General features: G+C 64.4%; 20 protein-coding genes. 2 read left to right on the top strand and 18 right to left on the bottom strand.

Annotation, left to right across the window (positions count from 1 at the left end; genetic code table 11):
* The 15 genes from AWB72_RS24080 to guaB form a co-directional block, all read right to left on the bottom strand.
* A partial coding sequence (locus AWB72_RS24080; RefSeq protein WP_244285727.1) for an NCS1 family nucleobase:cation symporter-1 occupies positions 1-1,129 on the bottom strand: 1,129 nt, incomplete at its 3' end.
* Between the two features lie 316 nt (positions 1,130-1,445).
* Positions 1,446-2,153 (bottom strand): GntR family transcriptional regulator, encoded by a 708-nt coding sequence (locus AWB72_RS24075; RefSeq protein WP_052449760.1) that lies wholly within the window; start codon positions 2,151-2,153, stop codon positions 1,446-1,448.
* Positions 2,154-2,498: 345 nt separating this feature from the next.
* Positions 2,499-3,419: a muramoyltetrapeptide carboxypeptidase gene (gene ldcA, locus AWB72_RS24070; RefSeq protein WP_040049419.1), complete on the bottom strand. Its 921-nt coding sequence runs from the start codon at positions 3,417-3,419 to the stop codon at positions 2,499-2,501.
* Positions 3,420-3,424: 5 nt separating this feature from the next.
* Positions 3,425-4,009, bottom strand: coding sequence for a tRNA adenosine(34) deaminase TadA (gene tadA, locus AWB72_RS24065; protein WP_084592763.1), 585 nt, complete (start codon positions 4,007-4,009; stop codon positions 3,425-3,427).
* Positions 4,003-4,401 (bottom strand): DnaJ family domain-containing protein, encoded by a 399-nt coding sequence (locus AWB72_RS24060; RefSeq protein ID WP_040049418.1) that lies wholly within the window; start codon positions 4,399-4,401, stop codon positions 4,003-4,005. Before AWB72_RS24060 ends, tadA begins: the two co-directional genes overlap by 7 nt.
* Before the next feature lie 223 nt (positions 4,402-4,624).
* Positions 4,625-5,362, bottom strand: coding sequence for an ABC transporter ATP-binding protein (locus AWB72_RS24055; RefSeq protein WP_040049417.1), 738 nt, complete (start codon positions 5,360-5,362; stop codon positions 4,625-4,627).
* Positions 5,359-6,219 (bottom strand): ABC transporter ATP-binding protein, encoded by an 861-nt coding sequence (locus AWB72_RS24050; RefSeq protein WP_040049416.1) that lies wholly within the window; start codon positions 6,217-6,219, stop codon positions 5,359-5,361. The genes AWB72_RS24055 and AWB72_RS24050 overlap by 4 nt, the downstream gene beginning before the upstream one ends.
* 1 nt (position 6,220) lies before the next feature.
* A complete protein-coding gene (gene nikC, locus AWB72_RS24045) occupies positions 6,221-7,159 on the bottom strand; it encodes a nickel transporter permease (protein WP_374728922.1) in 939 nt (312 codons plus the stop codon).
* An 18-nt stretch (positions 7,160-7,177) separates the two neighbouring features.
* Positions 7,178-8,218: an ABC transporter permease gene (locus AWB72_RS24040; protein ID WP_040049537.1), complete on the bottom strand. Its 1,041-nt coding sequence runs from the start codon at positions 8,216-8,218 to the stop codon at positions 7,178-7,180.
* 23 nt (positions 8,219-8,241) lie between these two features.
* A complete protein-coding gene (locus AWB72_RS24035; protein ID WP_040049415.1) occupies positions 8,242-9,843 on the bottom strand; it encodes an ABC transporter substrate-binding protein in 1,602 nt (533 codons plus the stop codon).
* 24 nt (positions 9,844-9,867) lie between these two features.
* Positions 9,868-10,431, bottom strand: a complete 564-nt coding sequence (gene ddpX / locus AWB72_RS24030) for a D-alanyl-D-alanine dipeptidase (RefSeq protein WP_040049536.1) — start codon at positions 10,429-10,431, stop codon at positions 9,868-9,870.
* Between the two features lie 116 nt (positions 10,432-10,547).
* The gene (thpR, locus tag AWB72_RS24025) at positions 10,548-11,108 is read right to left on the bottom strand and encodes an RNA 2',3'-cyclic phosphodiesterase (RefSeq protein ID WP_087128776.1); all 561 of its coding nucleotides are present in this window, start codon (positions 11,106-11,108) and stop codon (positions 10,548-10,550) included.
* Positions 11,109-11,141: 33 nt separating this feature from the next.
* Complete coding sequence (guaA, locus tag AWB72_RS24020; RefSeq protein ID WP_040049413.1) at positions 11,142-12,725, bottom strand: glutamine-hydrolyzing GMP synthase; 1,584 nt, start codon at positions 12,723-12,725, stop codon at positions 11,142-11,144.
* A gap of 154 nt (positions 12,726-12,879) precedes the next feature.
* Positions 12,880-13,710 (bottom strand): hypothetical protein, encoded by an 831-nt coding sequence (locus tag AWB72_RS24015; protein ID WP_040049412.1) that lies wholly within the window; start codon positions 13,708-13,710, stop codon positions 12,880-12,882.
* 41 nt (positions 13,711-13,751) lie between these two features.
* Positions 13,752-15,212, bottom strand: coding sequence for an IMP dehydrogenase (gene guaB / locus AWB72_RS24010; RefSeq protein WP_040049411.1), 1,461 nt, complete (start codon positions 15,210-15,212; stop codon positions 13,752-13,754).
* Between the two features lie 196 nt (positions 15,213-15,408).
* On the opposite strand from guaB, the gene AWB72_RS24005 reads away from it, so the two are divergent.
* Positions 15,409-16,395 (top strand): DMT family transporter, encoded by a 987-nt coding sequence (locus AWB72_RS24005; RefSeq protein ID WP_040049410.1) that lies wholly within the window; start codon positions 15,409-15,411, stop codon positions 16,393-16,395.
* A gap of 12 nt (positions 16,396-16,407) precedes the next feature.
* On the opposite strand, the gene AWB72_RS24000 is transcribed toward AWB72_RS24005, so the two are convergent.
* Both AWB72_RS24000 and AWB72_RS23995 read right to left on the bottom strand, forming a co-directional pair.
* A complete protein-coding gene (locus tag AWB72_RS24000; RefSeq protein ID WP_040049409.1) occupies positions 16,408-16,737 on the bottom strand; it encodes an RnfH family protein in 330 nt (109 codons plus the stop codon).
* Positions 16,734-17,171 (bottom strand): type II toxin-antitoxin system RatA family toxin, encoded by a 438-nt coding sequence (locus AWB72_RS23995; RefSeq protein WP_087128774.1) that lies wholly within the window; start codon positions 17,169-17,171, stop codon positions 16,734-16,736. The genes AWB72_RS24000 and AWB72_RS23995 overlap by 4 nt, the downstream gene beginning before the upstream one ends.
* A gap of 119 nt (positions 17,172-17,290) precedes the next feature.
* Here AWB72_RS23995 and smpB point away from each other — a divergent pair, with 119 nt between their 5' ends.
* Positions 17,291-17,740: an SsrA-binding protein SmpB gene (gene smpB, locus AWB72_RS23990; protein WP_040049407.1), complete on the top strand. Its 450-nt coding sequence runs from the start codon at positions 17,291-17,293 to the stop codon at positions 17,738-17,740.
* A 33-nt stretch (positions 17,741-17,773) separates the two neighbouring features.
* Here smpB and AWB72_RS23985 read toward each other — a convergent pair whose 3' ends face one another.
* Positions 17,774-18,700, bottom strand: coding sequence for an SPFH domain-containing protein (locus tag AWB72_RS23985; protein ID WP_087128779.1), 927 nt, complete (start codon positions 18,698-18,700; stop codon positions 17,774-17,776).
* Between the last annotated feature and the right edge of the window lie 12 nt (positions 18,701-18,712).

The raw sequence follows: 18,712 nt of genomic DNA, 5'->3' as shown, positions 1-18,712 counted from the left end.
CGATACACCTGCTTTGCACTTCGCACCACGCAACACCTCCTCGATTAAAGGTGTTGCGACGACCGGTTGAATCCGCCTTGATGCCGATGGTCGCGATGGTGAACGTCAGCGCGCCGAGAATCACGGCGGTCGGATGATCGATGCGGCCCACTGTTTCCACCGGATCGGTGATGAGCTGGCCGAACACCGGCAAGGTCGCGGCGGTCGTGATGACGGTCACGAGCGAGAACGCCAGGAAGTTGACCGGCAGGCCCCAGAAGTTGCCGCGCTTCACGCTGCGAAAGCTCTTGCCGTAGCGCGAGAAGTCGCCGAAGTTGAGCATCGGGCCGGAGAAATAGGACACGACGAGCGAGATCGCGGTGATCATCACCGGCACCACTTCCATGCCGTGATACTTCACGCCGCCGAGATTGAGCCCGATATTGTGGATGCCCGCGCGCCACACCATATAGCCGGCGAGAAGGAACATCACGACATACACAGCGGGACCGGCGAAGTCGATGAACTTCTTGATCATCTCCATGCCGCGCCAGAACACCACGGCTTGCAGCACCCACAGCAGCATGAACCCCGCCCAGCCGAGCGCGGAAAGCCCGACGAAGCCGTAGCGATGCACATCGGCGTAAGGCATGAGCGAAGGCACGAACTTCAGCACGACGATCACGAGCGCACTCGACGCCAGATACGTCTGGATGCCGTACCACGCCACCGCGATCAGCCCGCGAATGACAGCGGGAATGTTCGCACCGAGCACGCCGAAAGTCGCGCGGCACGCGACCGGATACGGCACGCCCGCCACCTGGCTCGGCTTCGCGATGAGATTGCACAGCACGTTCACGAGCCCGATGCCGATCAGGAGCGACACGAGCACTTGCCAGCTCGTGAGACCGAGCGCGAAGAGACTGCCCGCGAACACGTAGCCGCCGACGCTATGCACGTCCGACATCCAGAACGCGAAGATGTTGTACGCGCCCCAGGTCTGGTTCTTCAGCGGCGCGAGGTCTTCGTTGTAGAGGCGATCGCTATAACCGGCTGGCAGGCCAGTCTCGTGCGCGGGGGATTGTCCGTCGTACTGGTTCTCATACGGCGGCAGCGCGGAACTGCCGGGCGTTGCACTGAACTGGGCCATGACATCTCCTTCGATGGGCGGCTTGCAAAATGAAAAGGCGGCAAATGCTCGGGGTGACAAGCGTCGATCGGATACCTTCGCGCGCCCGCCTACGAGCCGGGTCACGCGCGGTACTCTTCGGATTTGCTCGGGTCCACGGCGTGATGCCGAGAGCGAACGGGCTCGTGCCTGTTCACCCGCCGATGGGCCTTCTTTCATTGCACGCTCTTGCAAGCGTTTCGTTCAGTGCGCGCATGCTGCGTGTTCGCGCATGCGTCGATTCACGCGCCCTTTGGGTGGGCACGGTCTCCAGTCGTTTATGTCCTGCTTTGTCGCGTCATGCGCCGAACGCTTTCTCGCGTTCGCCGGGGCGCGAAAACACTTCCTTCAGATCGACGGCGCCGCGTGCGGGCCGTTCGAGCATCTTCAATTCGACATCGCGCAGATGCTGCGCCATGAGGTCCGCGGCTTTCGCGGCATCGCCTGCATCTAGCGCGGCGAGGATTGCTTCGTGATCCTCAAAAGAACACGAACTCTTGCCGAGCGATTCATACAGCGCCGAAATCAGCGTCGAGCGCGCGACGAGTCCGGAGAGGCAATCGCAGAGCACCGTGTTGCCGGTGAGCGCGGCGAGTTCGGTGTGAAACTCGCCCGACAGCCGGATCCACGCGGAAAAGTCGTGGTTTTCGAACGCGCGCCGCTCACGGCCGATGGTCGTGCTGATCGACTTGAGCCGGCGCGTGCCGTGCCCTTTCCCGATCCGCTCGACAACCGCCAGTTCGATGATCCGGCGCATCTCGAACACTTCATGCACTTCCTGCAGCGACGGACTCGCGACGAACGCGCCGCGATTCGGCTCGAGATCGACGAGCCGTTCGTTCGCCAGTTGCGCGAGCGCCTGACGGACCGGACCGCGCTTCACATCGAACACTTCGCACAACTGCGCTTCGGTCAGCTTCGCGCCGGGCGCCAGGCGATGCTCGAGGATCGCGGCGCGGATGTTCTCGGCGATCGACTCGGCATTCGCTGCGGCGGCGCCGTTCATCGGGCCGGCTGAAGCGTTCGGTGCAGGACTCGGTTTAGCGTCGGACATGATGTGCTCGCTTGCATGTTAGGCATCTTAGAATCGACATAAAGATTGTCAACAATTCAATTTAAATTCGCGGGCTGGAGGCGGGTTTCAGGCGACGTCGATCGGGCCACAAACCTTTCCTGACAAGCCTCTGCGCGGATTCCAGCATTTTTTGTCAGCATTGTCGGCACCGTTTTGTTGACAATCTAAGGCAGACGTTCGCACCGTTTTGTAGCGTGGATACGGCAAAGAAAGACGGTTAGTTGCGTACATGGCCCGTTAAAAAGGCGCTCATCGAGGAGCGCCCTTCTCCCCGCGTCAAGCCAGGTGCGGATAGTCGCTCATCGTGAGCGTGAAGCCGCCTTCGTCTGCCACGAGATGCGCCGTTGCACCAAAAGGCAGCGTCAGCAGCTTCTCCACATGGCCGAATTGCAGGCCGGTCACGAACGGAACGCCTGTCGCCGCCCTCATCTGCTCCACCATCGCGTCGAACGTGTAGCCGTTGTCGTACTCCGAAAGGCGGCCGCCGGAGAATTCCCCCATCACGACCGCCTGTTGCCGTCCGAGCACGCCCGCTTGATGCAGTTGATAAATCATCCGTTCGATGCGAAACGGATGCTCGTTCACATCCTCGATGAAGAGAATGCCGCCCTCGACGGGCGGCAGATACGGCGTGCCGACCATCGCCGCGAGCATCGCGAGATTGCCGCCCCATAGCATGCCGGTCACGTCGACCGACAGGCGCTGCGGCGTCTGGCTCTTCACGGTGAAGCTCGGATGCGAGATGGCGTTCCAGAAGTGGTGCATTGTGAACGTGCTGACGTGTTCCGCGCCGAAATCGCTGGAAAACATCGGACCGCCAAAGGTCTTGACGGCGGCGCGTGCGTACAGCGCGCACTGGATCGCCGTGAAATCGCTATGGCCGACGAGCACGACCGGCTCATCCGCGAGCCGCCGCAAGCCGTCGTAATCGAGGCCGTGCAGGATGCGCGATGCGCCGTATCCGCCGCGCACGGCGAGCACGATATCCGGCAGCCGGCTCGACCGGTCCGCGAGGCGGTTGAGGTCGGCGGCGCGCTCGCTGTCGGTGCCGCCGAAGCGCTGAAAGCGCCGCCGCGTCGCTTCGACGTTCCGCACGTGGTGGCCCTGCGCCCGCAATCGCCCGATGCCCCGCTCCACGGCTGCCGGATCTTGCGGATAACCAGAAGGCGCGACGAGATCGATGGTGCGTGATTTCACGGTGTTCAGTTCGTTTTGGTCAGGAAAGCGTGGGCCTCGCGCGCCTGGCGTGCGGCGCGTTCTTCGCGCGCGAGCCGCCTGCGTTCGGCAAAGAAATTCTTGAGCGCGTGGCCGCATTCGTCGGCGAGCACGCCGCCCGTCACGGCCGTGTGATGATTGAGTTGCGCGTTCGCGAACATGTCGACGACACTGCCGCACGCGCCCGTCTTCGGGTCTGCCGCGCCGAAGACCACGCGGGCGATGCGTGCATGCATGATCGCGCCGGCGCACATGAGACACGGTTCGAGCGTGACGTACAGTTCGCAGCCCGGCAGCCGGTAGTTTTCGAGCGCCTGGGACGCCGCGCGCAGCGCGGCCATTTCGGCGTGCGCGGACGGGTCGTGGCCGCGAATCGGATGATTGAACCCCGTGGCGATGACTTCATCGCCGAGCACGACGACCGCACCCACCGGCACTTCGCCCGCGCGCCGCGCTTCGTCGGCGGCCTGTTGCGCCAGCGCCATGAAGCGGCAATCGCGCGCGCTGGCGGGATCGGCGTCGGCGTCAGGCGATGGGGGCGCCGCGGCGGGCGTCGTGACGAGGCTCAAGATTCCTTCGACTCCGTCTCGACCTGTGCGGCGGCGCGCTCCGACAGCCGCTCCGCAATGCGCCGGCGATATTCGTGCGGCACGCAGCCGCCGCCGCGCAGCGATTCGATCGCCATGTCGAGCGCGAGCATCTTCACCTGGATGCGGCAGCGCGCGGCGGGGTCCGTGACCCTGTCGAGCTCTTCCTGAAGGCCGCGCAGTGCGCGGAGTTGTTCGACGGCCGGCGGGACGAAGCCCGCGTTCTTGAGAATACGATTGGCGACGCGCACCTCCTCGGGAACGAGGAGATCGTCGTCGAGCTGCTGCGGAGCGCCTGCGCCCGGCAAGTCATTGAACTCGCCGCGGGCGGCGGCTTCGTTGATCCGCTGTTCGACTAGAGCATCTAGCAATTTCATCGGGGATTACGACCGGCTTTCACCCGAAACGGGCGCGGTCTGTCGCGATTTGCATGGGTTAGCCTGAAGTCGGACGGCATCCGGAATGACGCGCTCGCGCGTTGTTCGGCACATCTCGACAATCCATCTCGTATTCTATCAGCGGGCGCGATCTCGCTTCGGACTCGCGCACGGCCGTTCGGCGTCTGCGGAGTTTTCGCAACACGGCGCTTGCCAGCGGCGTTTAGCTGCGCGTATAGCCTTGCGTCGCGTGCAGAAGGCGGCGCGTGTAGTCGTGCTTAACATCGTGGGCCCTTACCGCTTCGATGCCCGCCTCTTCCACCACTTCCCCGTTGCGCATCACCGCGATGCGCTCGCACAGAAAACCGACCACCGCGAGGTTATGACTCACGACGATCATCGTGAGCTTGCGTTCGCCGTGCAGACGCCGCAGCAGGTTGAGGATTTCCGCCTGCACCGATACGTCGAGCGCGGAAGTCGGCTCGTCGAGCAGCAGCACGCGCGGCTCGACGATCAGCGCGCGCGCGATCGACACGCGCTGCCGCTGCCCGCCCGACAACTGATGCGGATACCGAAAACGGAACGCCGGGCCGAGGCCGACTTCGGCGAGCGCCGCGAGAATGCGCGCGTCCTGATCGCCGATGCCGTTGATCGCGAGCGGCTCGCGCAGCGTCTTATCGACCGTGAAGCGCGGATGCAGCGAGCCATACGGGTCCTGAAACACCATCTGCACGTCGCGCGCCGGACGCCGCGCCGCGTCTTGCCCGCCGATGCGCATTGCGCCGCCCGCGAGCGGCACGAGGCCCGCGAGCGCGCGCAAGAGCGTCGACTTTCCGCTGCCCGACTCGCCGACGAGCGCGAACACTTCGCCCTCCTCAATGCGCAGCGACACCTCGCGCACCGCATCGACGTGACCGCTCCGGGTTCGAAAGCGGATATGCGCGCGGTCGATGTCGATCATCGCGTGATCTCCGTGAGCCATGACGGATCGCGCCGCAAGGTCGGCAATTCGGCGGGCGGATTCGCGAGCGGCGGATTCGCGGCGAGGAGCCCGCGCGTGTACGGATGACGCGCCTCCCCCAGATCGCGCGCCGCGCACGTTTCGACGACGCGCCCGCCGTACATCACCGCGACGCGATCGCAGAACGACATCACGAGCGGCAGGTCGTGGCTGATGAAGATGAGGCCGGTGTGATGGCGCTCGATCATTTCGTCGAGGACGGTGAGCACCTGCATCGACACGAGGACGTCGAGCGCGCTGGTCGGCTCGTCGGCGATCAGGAGGCGCGGGCCGCTGCTGACCATCATCGCGATCATCACGCGCTGGCCCATGCCCCCCGAGAGTTCGTGCGGATACGCGTCCGCCACGCGCTCGGGATCGCGGATATGCACGGCCGCGAGCAAATCGACGATGCGTGCGCGCATCGCCCGCCGGCCGAGCCGCTCGCCCTGCCGCGCGATGGTCTCGCGCATCTGCTGCGCGACCGTCATCACCGGATTGAGCGAGTATTTCGGGTCCTGCAGGATCATGCTCATCTGCGTGCCGCAGAGGCGCCGGCGCTCGTTCAGTTTCATCGCGAGCAGATCGTGGCCGTCGAAGCGCAACGCGTTCGCCGACCACTTCGCTTCGGGCGGCAAGAGGCCGAGCAGCGCGCGCCCCGTCAGTGACTTTCCCGAACCCGACTCCCCGACGATGCCGAGCCGTTCGCCGCGCCGCAGCGTCAGCGAGACGCCGCGCACGGCAGGCGTGAGCGCGCCGTCGTGACCGGAGAAAGCGACTTGCAGGCCGTCGATCTCCGCGAGTGGCGCGTCGTCCATGTCAGCCTCCCTGACGCGGATCGAAGACATCGCGCAGACCGTCGCCGAGCAGATTGAACGCGAGGCTCACCGCGAGAATCGCGAGGCCGGGAATGGTCGCGACCCACCACGCATCGAGCAGCACGTTGCGGCCCGACGCGACCATGTAGCCCCATTCCGGGCTCGGCGGCTGCGCGCCTAAGCCCAGAAAGCCGAGCCCCGCGACGGCGAGAATGATGCCGGCCATGTCGAGCGTCGCGCGCACGATCACCGACGACGAGCACAGCGGCACGATATACCGCAGCAGGATCCGCGTATGCGATGCCCCCGCGAGCCGCGCCGCGTGGATGAAGTCCGCGCCCGTGAGCCTCAACGATTCCGCGCGCGCGAGCCGCGCGTAGGGCGGCCATGCGGTGATGGAGAGCGCGATGACCGCGTTCAGCACGCCCGGTCCGAGCGCCGCTGCGAAGGCCAGCGCGAGCACGATCTTCGGGAACGCGAGCGCGACATCGGTAATGCGCATGAGCACGGTATCGACGAAACCGCCGCAATAGCCCGCCACCGTGCCAATCAAAAGGCCCACCGGCACCACGAGCACGACGACGAGCATCGCGATGGCGAGCGTGAGGCGCGAACCGTGCACGAGTCTCGACAGAATGTCGCGACCCAGCTGATCCGTGCCGAACCAGTGCGCGGCGCCCGGCGGCGTGAGGCGTTCAGCGAGCACCTGACGCAGCGGGTCCTGCGTGACGACGAGCGGCCCGATCGCCGCGACCACGATGAGCAGCAGCAGAATCGCGAGTCCCAGCATGCTGAGCGGATTCGACGCGAATCGCCGCCACCGGCGATACGCACGGCCGAGCGCGGCCTGTCGCGGTGACGCGGGCGTGTCGGTCAAAAGCCATGCGCGCCAAGGCGTTCGCGATGGCTTCATCGGCGTGCGGCCGGCGGGCGTTTGCATGCGAAGGCGTTCTCCATGTCAGCGGGCGCGCGGATCGAACACGCGGTACAGCGCATCCGTCAAAAGATTCAGCGCGATGAACGTCGCGCCGATCACGAGCGTGCTGCCCAGCACCGCGTTCATGTCGCCGTTGAGCAGCGCGCCCGTCAGATACGAGCCGATGCCCGGCCACGCGAACACGATTTCCGTCAGCACCGATCCCTCCAGCAAATAGCTATAAGCAAGCGCGATCACCGTCAGAAGCGGCACCGCGATATTCCCGAACGCATGACGCCAGATCACGCGGCGCTCGGGCAGGCCCTTGGCGCGCGCGGTCGTCACGTATTCCTGGCTCAGTTGTTCGAGCATGAACGAGCGCGTCATGCGCGAGAGATAAGCGATGGAATAGAACGCGAGCACGCCCGCCGGCAGCGCGATGTGCGAGAACGCGTTTTTGAAGACATCCCATTCGCCGGCGATGAGCGAATCGATCAGCAAGCTGCCCGTGCGCGTATCGACCATGCCGTCGTAGAGCGGATCGATGCGCCCCGGTCCCGACACCCAATGCAGACGCGCGTAGAACAGCAGAAGGCCCATCAGCGCGAGCCAGAACACCGGCACCGAACTGCCCGCGAGGCCGATCACGCGCGCGACGTGATCGACGATTCGGTTGTGCCGCACTGCCGCGATCACGCCGAGCGGCACGCCGATCGTCACGCCGATGAATGTCGAGAGCGTCGCGAGTTCGAGCGTCGCGGGAAACACGCGGCGGATGTCGTCGATGACCGGATTCGCCGTCAATAGCGACACGCCCAGATGGCCGTGCAGCACATCGCGCGCGTAGATGAGGAATTGATCGACGAGCGGCTTGTCGAGGCCGAGCTGCACGCGCGCCGCCGCATACGCCGCCGCCGATGCGCGATCGCCGAGTATCGCGAGCACGGGATCGATCGGAATCTTGCGGCCGATGAAGAACGTGATCGCGAGCAGGCCGGTGAACGTGACGGCGAGCATCGCGGTCCAGCGCATCAGCGCGAGCGCGATCCGCACGCCGCCGCGATGCGCGTTCGCGGCTCTCATGCGGTCTAGGAACGGCAACGCGCTCACTGCTTCTTCAGATTGCGATACGACACGAGATCGTTGATCGGCCCGACCTCCAGCCCGCTCACGTCCGGCCGCGCCGCCACCTGCGACACCTTCTGGAACATGATGACGAACGGCGACTTCGCGAGCATCTCGCGCTGCATCTTTTCGTAGAGTTGTGCGCGTTTGGCCGTCGAGCTTTCGGCGAGCGCCGCGTTGGTTTCCTTCGTCAAGTCGGGAATATTCCACGCGTTGCGCCACGCGAGCATCTTGAAGCTCGACGCATCCGAGTTGTCCGGATTCCACGCGAAACCTTGTGCGTTGCTGTGCGGATCGATGTAATCCGCCGACCACTCGCCGATGTAGATGTCATGCGCCCGCGCGCGGTATCGGCCTAGCGTCTGCTTGTTGTCGCTGGGCACGAGCTGCACCTTGATGTTCGCGAGCGCGAGATTCGCCTGTACCGCCTGCGCGATTTCGCTGTACGGGTAATCGTTGCGCACGTCCATCTTCACGCTGAAGCCGTTCGCGAGACCCGCTTTCGCGAGCAGCGCCTTCGCCTTCGCGACGTCCTGGTGATACGGATTTTCGTTCAGCGCGCCGAGGAAGCCTTCGGGCAGGAACGTCTCGTGGACCTTGTAGGTCGTGCGGATCACGTTCTTCTGGATGCCCTGATAGTCGATCAGCCACTTCATCGCTTCCCAGACTTCCGGCTTCGCGAGATTCGGATTCTTGTTGTTGAGGCCGAGATACATGAGCGTGGCTTGCGGCACCGCCGTCGCCTTGATGACCCCGTTCTTCGAGAGCGTGTCGAGATCGTCGGGGCTGAGATCGCGCGCCACGTCGATGTCGCCGTTCTGGATCATCAGGCGCTGGCTCGCGGCTTCGGTCACGTGCCGAAGCACGATGCGCTTCATCGCGAGCGGCAGACGATAACCGTCGAAGCGTTGCAGCACGATGCTGTCGTTCGCGGTCCACTTCACGAGCTTGTACGCACCCGATCCGGCTTCGTTCGTCTTCAGCCATTCGTTGCCGTAGTCGTTGCCCTTCTGATGCGATTCCGCCAGCTTGCGATCCACCACCGACGCGGGCCACGAGCCGAGCACGTTGAGCACGAAGGTCGGCGCGTAGCGTTGATCGGTGGTGATGGCGACGGTCGTATCGTCGATCTTCTTCACGTTCTGCAGCGCGTTCGCTTTCGTGATGCCGATGCCCGCGAGCACCGCCGCCGCGCCCTTGTCCAGCAACGCGGTGCGCTGGATGGACCACGCGACGTCGTCGGCCGTGAGCGCATTGCCCGAATGGAACTTGAGGCCGGAACGAAGCTTGAACGTGAACGTGAGGCCGTCGGGGCTCACGGTCCACGACTGCGCGACGTCGCCGTTGAACTTCGACGGATCTTTCAGATCGACGCGCACCAGCCGGTCATACGTGTTCGCCACGTACTCCTCGGGCACGAGTTCGTAGATTTCGCCGGGATCGAGCGTCGTGAATTCGTCGAGCAGCGTCGCCATCACGAACATGTCCTTCGGCGTGGCCGCCTGCGTGGGAAGCGTGTACGTGGCCGTCAGCGCCGCCGCGAGTGCCGCCATCGCCAATACTTTTCGCGCGCCGTGTGTCATCTCGTCTCCTGTCGGGATGGGGGATTACATCAGCCGCAACGGGCCGCTTTCTTCGTTGTCGATGAGCGCGAGATCGCGCGAGCCGGGCAATTCGTAGTGCCACCACTCGCTCGGAATATGCGTGAAGCCCGCGCCGTGCATCACGCCGAGCAGCAGCGTGCGGTTGCGCTGCACGTGCGCCGGCAAGCCGGGGTAGAAGTGCGCGGATTCGGCGACCATCGCGTCGAAGCCGGTGCCCATGTCGAGCGCCTCGCCGTTTTCGTCGACGAGCGTCAGGTCCACCGCCGTGCCGCGGCTATGGTTGGAGCCGCGTCCGAGTTCGGCGATGAAATTGGGATCGGGCAGAAAGTCCCACAGCACCTTTTGCGCTTGCGGCGGACGGTAGGCGTCGAAGATCCGAAGCGTCATGCCGAAGCTCTGCGCGGTGTCGACCGCCTTTCTCAGCGCGGCTTCGGCGGGTTCGAGCAGCAGGCAGTGCTGCGCCTTGTAGATGGGCTTGCCGGTGAAATTGCGATCGGTCGCGTAGACGAGGTCGATCTGGACGTGATGCGTTTCCGGTGTGACGTGCAGCAGACGGGATCGAGTCATGTAATCGGAATCCTGGCGTTTTCTTGCGTCTTTGTCGCATCGATCGGTGTCGATAACGCTAACCATAACCCGGACGATAAATCCGCGAAACTGTTTTGTCCGATCCGGTGAGGCTCTTACGAGCCGAGCGGCCAGCGAAAGAGGACTTCGTGCTGCGATCGTCCGAGCAGGCTATGCACGAGCGCGAACTCGCGCACGGTCCATTCGATCGGCGCGATGGATTGGCGCGCGACGCGATGCTCATCGTAAAGCACGGTCACATGCGGGATGAAACGGGGATGGGATTTGACGAAGATCCCGGCGGTTTGCAGCGCCTCTCCGAGCGTATCGACGAAGGCGGAGAACGCTTCGTCCGGATCGCCGGCAATGACGAGCGGATGCTTCGGCCGGCGCGACGCGAAGCTCTCGATGCGGTCCAGCGTGACGTCGAACGGCGGCATCGCGACGGACGATGCCGCAGCGCGCGCCTGTTCGATGGTATCGGCAGGCAGGCCCGCGAATGCGCCGAGGTAATGCAGCGTGATGTGCAGGCGATCGGCCGGGATCGGCGTCGCCCGCAGGCCGTGCTCGATGCGGATACGCGCCGCCTCGTCGCGGATGCGGGAAGCGGCGGCGGCGTCGGGGTAGACGGCGAGGAAAAGCGAGTCGGTGGGACGGGTGGGCTTGGGAGCGCTCATCTCGCTGACTCGCTTGGGTGGGGCGTGGCTACTTCACTCCCACTCGATCGTTGCCGGCGGCTTGCCCGAAATGTCGTACACCACGCGATTCACGCCACGTACTTCATTGATAATGCGATTGCTCACATGCCCCAGCAGCTCATGCGGCAGATGCGCCCAATGCGCCGTCATGAAGTCGAGCGTTTGCACCGCGCGCAGCGCGACGACGTATTCATACGTGCGGCCATCGCCCATCACGCCGACGCTCTTCACCGGCAGGAACACTGCGAAAGCCTGGCTCGTCAGGTCGTACCACGACTTGCCCGTTTCCGGATCGATGGTGTCCCGCAGCGTCTCGATGAAAATCGCATCGGCCTTGCGCAGGAGATCCGCGAACTCGCGCTTCACTTCGCCGAGAATGCGCACGCCGAGGCCCGGACCGGGGAACGGATGGCGATACACCATCGCAGGCGGCAGACCCAGCTTCACGCCCAGTTCGCGCACTTCGTCCTTGAACAGTTCGCGCAGCGGTTCGAGCAGCTTCAGGTTGAGCGTCTCGGGCAATCCGCCGACATTGTGGTGGCTCTTGATGGTATGCGCGCCCTTCTTGCCCTTGCCCGCCGATTCGATCACGTCCGGATAGATCGTGCCTTGCGCGAGCCACTTCGCGTCCGTGAGCTTGTCGGACTCGGCGTGAAACACTTCCACGAACTCGGCGCCGATGATCTTGCGCTTCGCTTCCGGATCCGTCACGCCCGCGAGTTTCGACAGGAACGCTTCGCTGGCATCGACGTGAATGACCTTCACGCCCAGATGATCCGCGAACGTCGACATCACTTGCTCTGCTTCGTTCTGACGCAAAAGGCCGTGATCAACGAACACGCACGTCAGTTGATCGCCGATCGCGCGATGCAACAGCGCCGCCGCCACCGACGAATCCACGCCACCCGAGAGGCCGAGAATCACGTGTTCGTCGCCGACTTGGGCGCGGATCTTTTCGACGGCTTCATCGATGTAATGGCCCATCTCCCAGTCCGCCTTCGCGCCGCAGAGTTCGAGCACGAAGCGGTCGAGCATCGCGCGGCCCTGCACCGTGTGCGTGACTTCCGGATGCCATTGCACGCCGTAGAAGCGGCGATCGTCGTCGGCCATCGCGGCGATCGGGCACGCGGGCGTCGAGGCCATCAGCTTGAAACCGGCCGGCAGGTCCGCGACCTTGTCGCCGTGGCTCATCCAGACCTTGAACATCGCCTCGCCTTCGGCGTTGCGAAAATCTTCGATGCCTTCCAGAAAGCCCGTGTGATTCAGCGCCTGCACTTCCGCATAGCCGAATTCGCGCACCTTGCCGAGCTCGACCTTGCCGCCGAGCTGGTCGGCCATCGTCTGCATGCCGTAGCAGATGCCGAGCACCGGCACGCCCAGATCGAAGACGATTTGCGGCGCGCGCGGCGACTTCGCCTCGGTGACCGAATTCGGTCCGCCCGACAGGATGATGCCCTTCGGCGCGAATTCGCGGATGAACGCCTCGTCGACGTCATACGGATGGATTTCCGAGTAGACGTGCGACTCGCGGATGCGCCGGGCGATCAGTTGGGTGACTTGGGAGCCGAAATCGAGAATCAGGATTTTGTCGTGCATGGCTGCGGGCAAAGGCTAAGTGAACGAATGAGGTGTGGGCCGAAGAGCCGCGCGCGTGCGCGCCTCTCCGCCAGATAAATCGACGGCCGGCGCGAAGGCCGACCGTGCTTGTGCTTGCCGCTTGCGTGCGGCTTTTGCTGGTGCGTGCGCGCGTTCAGCGTGGCGCTCCGCTGGCCGGATCCGGAACGACGCGCCCCGTCAGCGGATCGACACGCCGGCCCGTCGCCGGATCGATATCGCCGCTGATCACCGGATCGATGCGCTTTCCGGTGACCGGATCGATTTCGCGGCCTGTTTGCGGATCGAGCGTGCGGCCCGTGACCGGATCGACCATGCCGGCTTCGCTTCGCACGCGCGACGCCGGTGCGGGCGCGACGCCATCCACCGGGCGACCGGCCGGATCGACTGCGCGGCCGGTGATCGGATCGATGCCGGTGACGTCGGGCGCGCGCGCCGTGGGACGAACCGCGGTGTCAGGCGGCGTCGGCACGGTCACGACGGGCGGACGCGTCGCGTCACGCGTTTGCGCGGCCTTCTTCTCCGCGCGTTCCGCCGATGCCGCCCCCACCGCCGCCGCGCGCTCGCGCCGCCGTACCGCCGATGCCAGCCGCACACTGCCCAAGCCGAGCACCAACAGCACGATGCCGATGAGCGCGGCGCTCACCTGCCCGAAGCCGCCGACTTCCGGCGTGCGCAATCCGAGCAGCCAGACCAGCACGACGATGCCCGACAGCCACTGCACGTGACCCGACGCTTTCGCGGCCGCCGCGGTCAGCGCGCCGTCGATGGCCGCGTGCAGCGAAATCCACGAGAACCCGATCAGCGCGATGCCGAGCAACTGCCCCGCGAACGCGGGCGCGATGCGCATCGCGCCGATCTGCAACGCGTCGTACAGTCCTGCCCAGGGCGTCAGCAGGAACAGCACGCCGAACACCACGAAAATCAGGGCATTGACGACCAGCACGACGCGCAGCAACGGTTTCATGATGGTTCCACCGGGGTTATCGATGCATTATTCGACGCGTTTCAATCGACGTGATAGTTCGGCGCTTCCTTCGTGATCTGCACGTCATGCACGTGCGACTCACGCATGCCGGCCGCCGTGATCTGCACGAATTCCGCCTTCTCGTGCAGTTCGGCGATAGTGCGGCAGCCGCAATAGCCCATGCTCGCGCGCACGCCGCCGACGACCTGGAACAGGATCGCGTTGACCGAGCCCTTGTAGGCCACGCGGCCTTCGATGCCTTCCGGCACGAGCTTGTCGATGTTCGCCGAGTTGTCCTGGAAGTAGCGGTCCGCCGCGCCGTCCTTCATCGCGCCGACCGAGCCCATGCCGCGATACGCCTTGTACTGGCGGCCCTGGAACAGGAACACGTCGCCCGGCGACTCTTCGGTGCCCGCGAGCATGCTGCCCATCATGACGACGTTCGCGCCCGCCGCGAGCGCCTTCGCGACGTCGCCCGAGAAGCGCACGCCGCCGTCCGCGATACACGGCACGCCGCTGCCGCGCAGCGCTTCCGACACGTTGGCGATCGCGGTGATCTGCGGCACGCCCACGCCGGCGACGATCCGCGTCGTGCAGATGGAGCCGGGACCGATGCCGACCTTCACCGCATCCGCGCCGTATTCGACGAGCGCCTTCGCGGCCGCCGCCGTCGCGATATTGCCGCCGATGACCTGCACCCGCGGATAGTTCTGCTTGACCCAGCGCACGCGCTCCAGCACGCCCTGGCTGTGGCCGTGCGCGGTATCGACCACGATCACGTCGACGCCTGCCTGCGCGAGCAGATCCACGCGCTCTTCATTGTCCGGACCCACGCCCACTGCCGCGCCCACGCGCAGCTTGCCGTCTTCGTCCTTGCACGCGTCCGGGTTCTCGGTCTGCTTCGTGATGTCCTTCACGGTCATCAGGCCGCGCAGTTCGAACGCGTCGTTGACCACGAGCACGCGTTCCAGGCGATGGCTATGCATCAGCGCCTTCGCTTCGGCGAGCGACGTGCCTTCCTTGACCGTCACGAGGCGCTCGCGCGGCGTCATGATGTTGCGCACCGGCTCATCCAGACGCTCTTCGAAGCGCAGGTCGCGGTTCGTCACGATGCCGATGAGTTGCGCGCCTTCCACCACCGGGAAGCCGGAAATGCCGTGTTGCTGCGTCAACGCGATCACGTCGCGCACGCGCATTTGCGGCGGCACGGTGATCGGATCGCGCACGACGCCCGATTCGAAGCGCTTCACCTTCGCGACTTCGCGCGCCTGTTCCTTTGCGGTGAGATTCTTGTGGACGATGCCGATGCCGCCCATCTGCGCCATTGCAATGGCGAGCCGGCCTTCGGTGACCGTGTCCATGGCGGCGGACACGAGGGGCATGTTCAGGGAGATGTTGCGAGTCAGCTGGGATTTCAGGCTGGTGTCGCGCGGGAGAACGCTGGAGAACGCGGGCACGAGGAGCACGTCATCGAACGTGAGTGCTTTCTGGATCAGACGCATGGCAAATCCTATGGGCGCAAAAGCAGATTATACCGATAGTTCCCCGGGTTTTCACTGTCTGGACAGCAGGTTACGTCATCTCCGTGCAAAGATCGGGCCAGTTTTCCGCCCGCTCGCGGTGCACGTTTCGACAAGACGCCCGCCCGGTGACGCATGTAACCTCCGCCGTCGATCGGATCAAGGCAGGAGTCGGGTAATGCAGCGCGGTGTGATGTACGGAATGCTGGCGGGAGCCATCTGGGGTTTCATCTTTCTCGCGCCGCGCCTTCTGCCGGATTTTTCGCCGCTGATGCTGAGCATCGGGCGTTATCTGATGTACGGCGCGGTATCGGTGGCCGTCGCGTTACCGTTCGCGCGCAGGCTCCTTGCCAAGCTGACCCGCGCGGATCTCGTCGCGCTCGTGAAGCTCGCGCTCGTCGGCAACCTGCTCTACTACATGCTGCTTGCGAGCGCGGTGCAGCTCGTGGGCGTGGCGCCGTCGTCGCTGATCGTCGGCATTCTGCCGGTGACGGTCACGCTCGCCGGAAGACGCGATCACGGCGCGGTCGAACTGAAGCGCCTCGTGGCGCCGCTGCTGCTCGTGGTCGCAGGAATCGCGTGCATCAACTTCGACGTATTCCGCGATGTGCTCAGCGGCGCCGCCACGCATGCCGGCGATGCACCCGCCACGAGCGTGCTAACGCGCATGGCCGGGCTCGCGTGCGCGGTCGGCGCGCTGGCGTCGTGGACGTGGTACGCGGTCGTCAACGCGCGCTATTTGCAGGCGAATCATCACTTCGACGGCAATGAGTGGTCCGTGCTGTGGGGCATCGTCACGGGCGTGCTCGGGGCGGCGCTCGGCGCGATCGTCTGGATGCTTCCTGCCGGGACGGTGCAGGCGGCGGTGCCGGACGCACGCTGGCATATCTTCTGGATCGTGTGCGCGGCGCTCGCCACGGGCGGATCGTGGCTCGGCAACATGCTGTGGAACGCGGCGGCGAAGCGCTTGCCGCTCACGCTCTCCGGTCAGATGATCGCGTTCGAAACGCTCTTCGCGCTGCTCTACGCTTTTGTCTACGACGGCCGATGGCCACGCGTGCCGGAAGTGCTGGCTATTGTGCTGCTGCTCGCGGGCGTGAGCTGGTCGGTGCGGCAGCATGCAGTCGAGCCGGCTGGCGCGGCGAAGGAAGCGCCGGCGCACTGAATCAACGCTGAATTAACGCGAGTCCTTCGACTGCCACTTGCGGCCTTCGATCGATCCCGCCTTGCGCGCCTTGTCGACGCGTCGTTGGCGCGCCATTTTCGGATCGACCTTGAGCGGCCGGTAAATCTCGACGCGATCCAGGTCCGCCAACGTCGCGTCCAGCGTCTTCAACTTGCCGAACACGCCGACTTTCTGCGCCGCCAGATCGATCTCCGGGTGTGCGTTCAGCACCCCACTCGCCTCGATCGCTTCGCGCACGGTCGCGCCATCGCCGAGTTCGACGTGCGCGTAGAAACTGTCGCCGCCGGGCAGGCCGTAGCAAACATCGACGTGCAGGTTCATTTCTTGCCGTAGCGCTGGTCGGCGCGCTTCACGAAGGAATCGACGAAGGTGTTCGCGATATGGCTGAACACCGGCCCGATGATCTTCTCGAGGATCACGTTGGCGAACTCGTAGTGCAGCGCGAATTCGATCTTGCAGGCATCGGCGCGCAGCGGCGTGAAGCGCCAGGAGCCCGTGAACTTCTTGAACGGACCGCTCAGAAACTCCATGTCGATATGCGTCGGGCGCTTGTGAACGTTGCGCGTCGCGAAGTGCTGCTTGATGCCCTTGAAGCTGATGTCGATCTTCGCTTCCATGCCGTTTTCGTCATGACGCCCGATTTCGACGCCGCCGCACCACGGCAGGAAGTTCGGGTAATCGGCGACATTGGTGACGAGGTCGAACATTTCTTCCGCCGAATGACGGATCAACACGGTTTTCTGGACGTCGGCCATAAGGGCGCAGCGGGTGGCTTGAGAAGGTGGCGGCGCGTGCGGCCCGCGAAGACGGCTTCGTCTGTCAGGCGGCGCGCTGCTAAAATCGTGATTTTAAACGAGTTGGGCACTTTCCATTCATGAGCATCATTGACAACAGAAAAGCATTCTTCGATTACTTCATCGAGGAACGCTACGAGGCCGGTCTCGTGCTCGAAGGCTGGGAAGTCAAGGCGCTGCGCGCAGGCCGCGCGCAGATCAAGGAAGGTTACGTCGTCATCAAGAACGGCGAGCTGTTTCTGATCGGTACGCACATCAGCCCGCTGCCCGAAGCATCGAAGTTCGCGAATCTCGATCCGGTACGCACGCGCAAGCTGCTGTTGCATCGCGAGCAGATCGACAAGCTCATCGGCAAGGTCGAGCAACGCGGTCATACGCTCGTGCCGCTCAACTTTCACTACAAAGAAGGCCGCGTGAAGTGCGAGATCGGGCTCGCGAAGGGCAAGAAGCTGCACGACAAGCGCGAGACGGAAAAGAAGCGCGACTGGGAACGCGAACGTGGCCGTCTCATGCGTACGGCAACGCGATGAGAAAACGGGCGCTCACGAGCGCCCCGTCTTGTTTCAACTCTTCCGGATCACTCCGCCGCCCTCGCCCTTCACGATTGCGAGCGCCGACGCGATCATCGAACTCATATCCGACATGTTGCCCGGCACGATCAGCGTATTGCCGGACTTCGCGATGTTCCCGAACGCGCCGACATACTGCTCCGCGACCTTCAGGTTGACGGCTTCCATGCCGCCTGTCGTCTGGATCGCCGCCCCGATCTTCTCGATGGCCTGCGCGTTGGCTTCAGCCACCGCGAGAATCGCCGCTGCTTCGCCCTGCGCCTGATTGATCGCCGCCTGACGCTCGCCCTCGGACTTCTGGATGGCGGCCTCGCGCGCGCCCGACGCCAGATTGATCTGCTCCTGCTTGCGCCCTTCCGATGCCGCGATCAGCGCGCGCTTCTCACGCTCAGCCGTGATCTGCGCCTGCATCGCGTGAAGAATTTCCTTCGGCGGCGTCAGGTCTTTGATCTCGTAGCGCAGCACCTTCACGCCCCAGTTCGACGCGGCTTCGTCGAGCGCATTGACGATGCTGTGATTGATGTACTCGCGCTCCTCGAACGTCTTGTCGAGTTCCAGTTTGCCGATGACCGAGCGCAGTGTCGTCTGCGAAAGCTGCGTGATGGCGATCACGAAATTGCTCGATCCATACGACGCCTTCATCGGATCCGTAACCTGAAAATACAGCACGCCGTCCACCTGCAACTGCGTGTTGTCGCGCGTGATGCAGACCTGACTCGGCACGTCGAGCGGAATCTCCTTGAGCACGTGCTTGTACGCGATTCGATCCACAAACGGCAGCACGATGTTGAGCCCCGGCGTGAGCGTGGCGTGATAGCGACCGAGCCGCTCGAGCACCCATGCGTGTTGCTGCGGAACGATCTTCACCGTTTTGGACACGATCACGACCGCGATGACGAGCACAATCAGCGCGAAGTACATTGACATCTTTTT

Origin of the sequence: Caballeronia concitans (assembly GCF_001544615.1) — a bacterium.
Classification (GTDB): domain Bacteria; phylum Pseudomonadota; class Gammaproteobacteria; order Burkholderiales; family Burkholderiaceae; genus Caballeronia; species Caballeronia concitans.
Note: the sequence above shows the minus strand (reverse complement) of the source record. Positions and strands in the feature narration are given on the sequence as shown.

Coding starts and splice junctions, on each gene's coding strand:
- AWB72_RS24075 (WP_052449760.1), bottom strand. CDS start 2,153: ATGAACGGCGCCGCCGCAGCGAATGCCGAGTCGATCGCCGAGAACATC.
- AWB72_RS24060 (WP_040049418.1), bottom strand. CDS start 4,401: ATGAAATTGCTAGATGCTCTAGTCGAACAGCGGATCAACGAAGCCGCC.
- AWB72_RS24055 (WP_040049417.1), bottom strand. CDS start 5,362: ATGATCGACATCGACCGCGCGCATATCCGCTTTCGAACCCGGAGCGGT.
- AWB72_RS24050 (WP_040049416.1), bottom strand. CDS start 6,219: ATGGACGACGCGCCACTCGCGGAGATCGACGGCCTGCAAGTCGCTTTC.
- nikC (WP_374728922.1), bottom strand. CDS start 7,159: ATGCAAACGCCCGCCGGCCGCACGCCGATGAAGCCATCGCGAACGCCT.
- AWB72_RS24040 (WP_040049537.1), bottom strand. CDS start 8,218: ATGAGAGCCGCGAACGCGCATCGCGGCGGCGTGCGGATCGCGCTCGCG.
- AWB72_RS24035 (WP_040049415.1), bottom strand. CDS start 9,843: ATGACACACGGCGCGCGAAAAGTATTGGCGATGGCGGCACTCGCGGCG.
- ddpX (WP_040049536.1), bottom strand. CDS start 10,431: ATGACTCGATCCCGTCTGCTGCACGTCACACCGGAAACGCATCACGTC.
- thpR (WP_087128776.1), bottom strand. CDS start 11,108: ATGAGCGCTCCCAAGCCCACCCGTCCCACCGACTCGCTTTTCCTCGCC.
- guaA (WP_040049413.1), bottom strand. CDS start 12,725: ATGCACGACAAAATCCTGATTCTCGATTTCGGCTCCCAAGTCACCCAA.
- AWB72_RS24015 (WP_040049412.1), bottom strand. CDS start 13,710: ATGAAACCGTTGCTGCGCGTCGTGCTGGTCGTCAATGCCCTGATTTTC.
- guaB (WP_040049411.1), bottom strand. CDS start 15,212: ATGCGTCTGATCCAGAAAGCACTCACGTTCGATGACGTGCTCCTCGTG.
- AWB72_RS24005 (WP_040049410.1), top strand. CDS start 15,409: ATGCAGCGCGGTGTGATGTACGGAATGCTGGCGGGAGCCATCTGGGGT.
- AWB72_RS24000 (WP_040049409.1), bottom strand. CDS start 16,737: ATGAACCTGCACGTCGATGTTTGCTACGGCCTGCCCGGCGGCGACAGT.
- AWB72_RS23995 (WP_087128774.1), bottom strand. CDS start 17,171: ATGGCCGACGTCCAGAAAACCGTGTTGATCCGTCATTCGGCGGAAGAA.
- smpB (WP_040049407.1), top strand. CDS start 17,291: ATGAGCATCATTGACAACAGAAAAGCATTCTTCGATTACTTCATCGAG.
- AWB72_RS23985 (WP_087128779.1), bottom strand. CDS start 18,700: ATGTACTTCGCGCTGATTGTGCTCGTCATCGCGGTCGTGATCGTGTCC.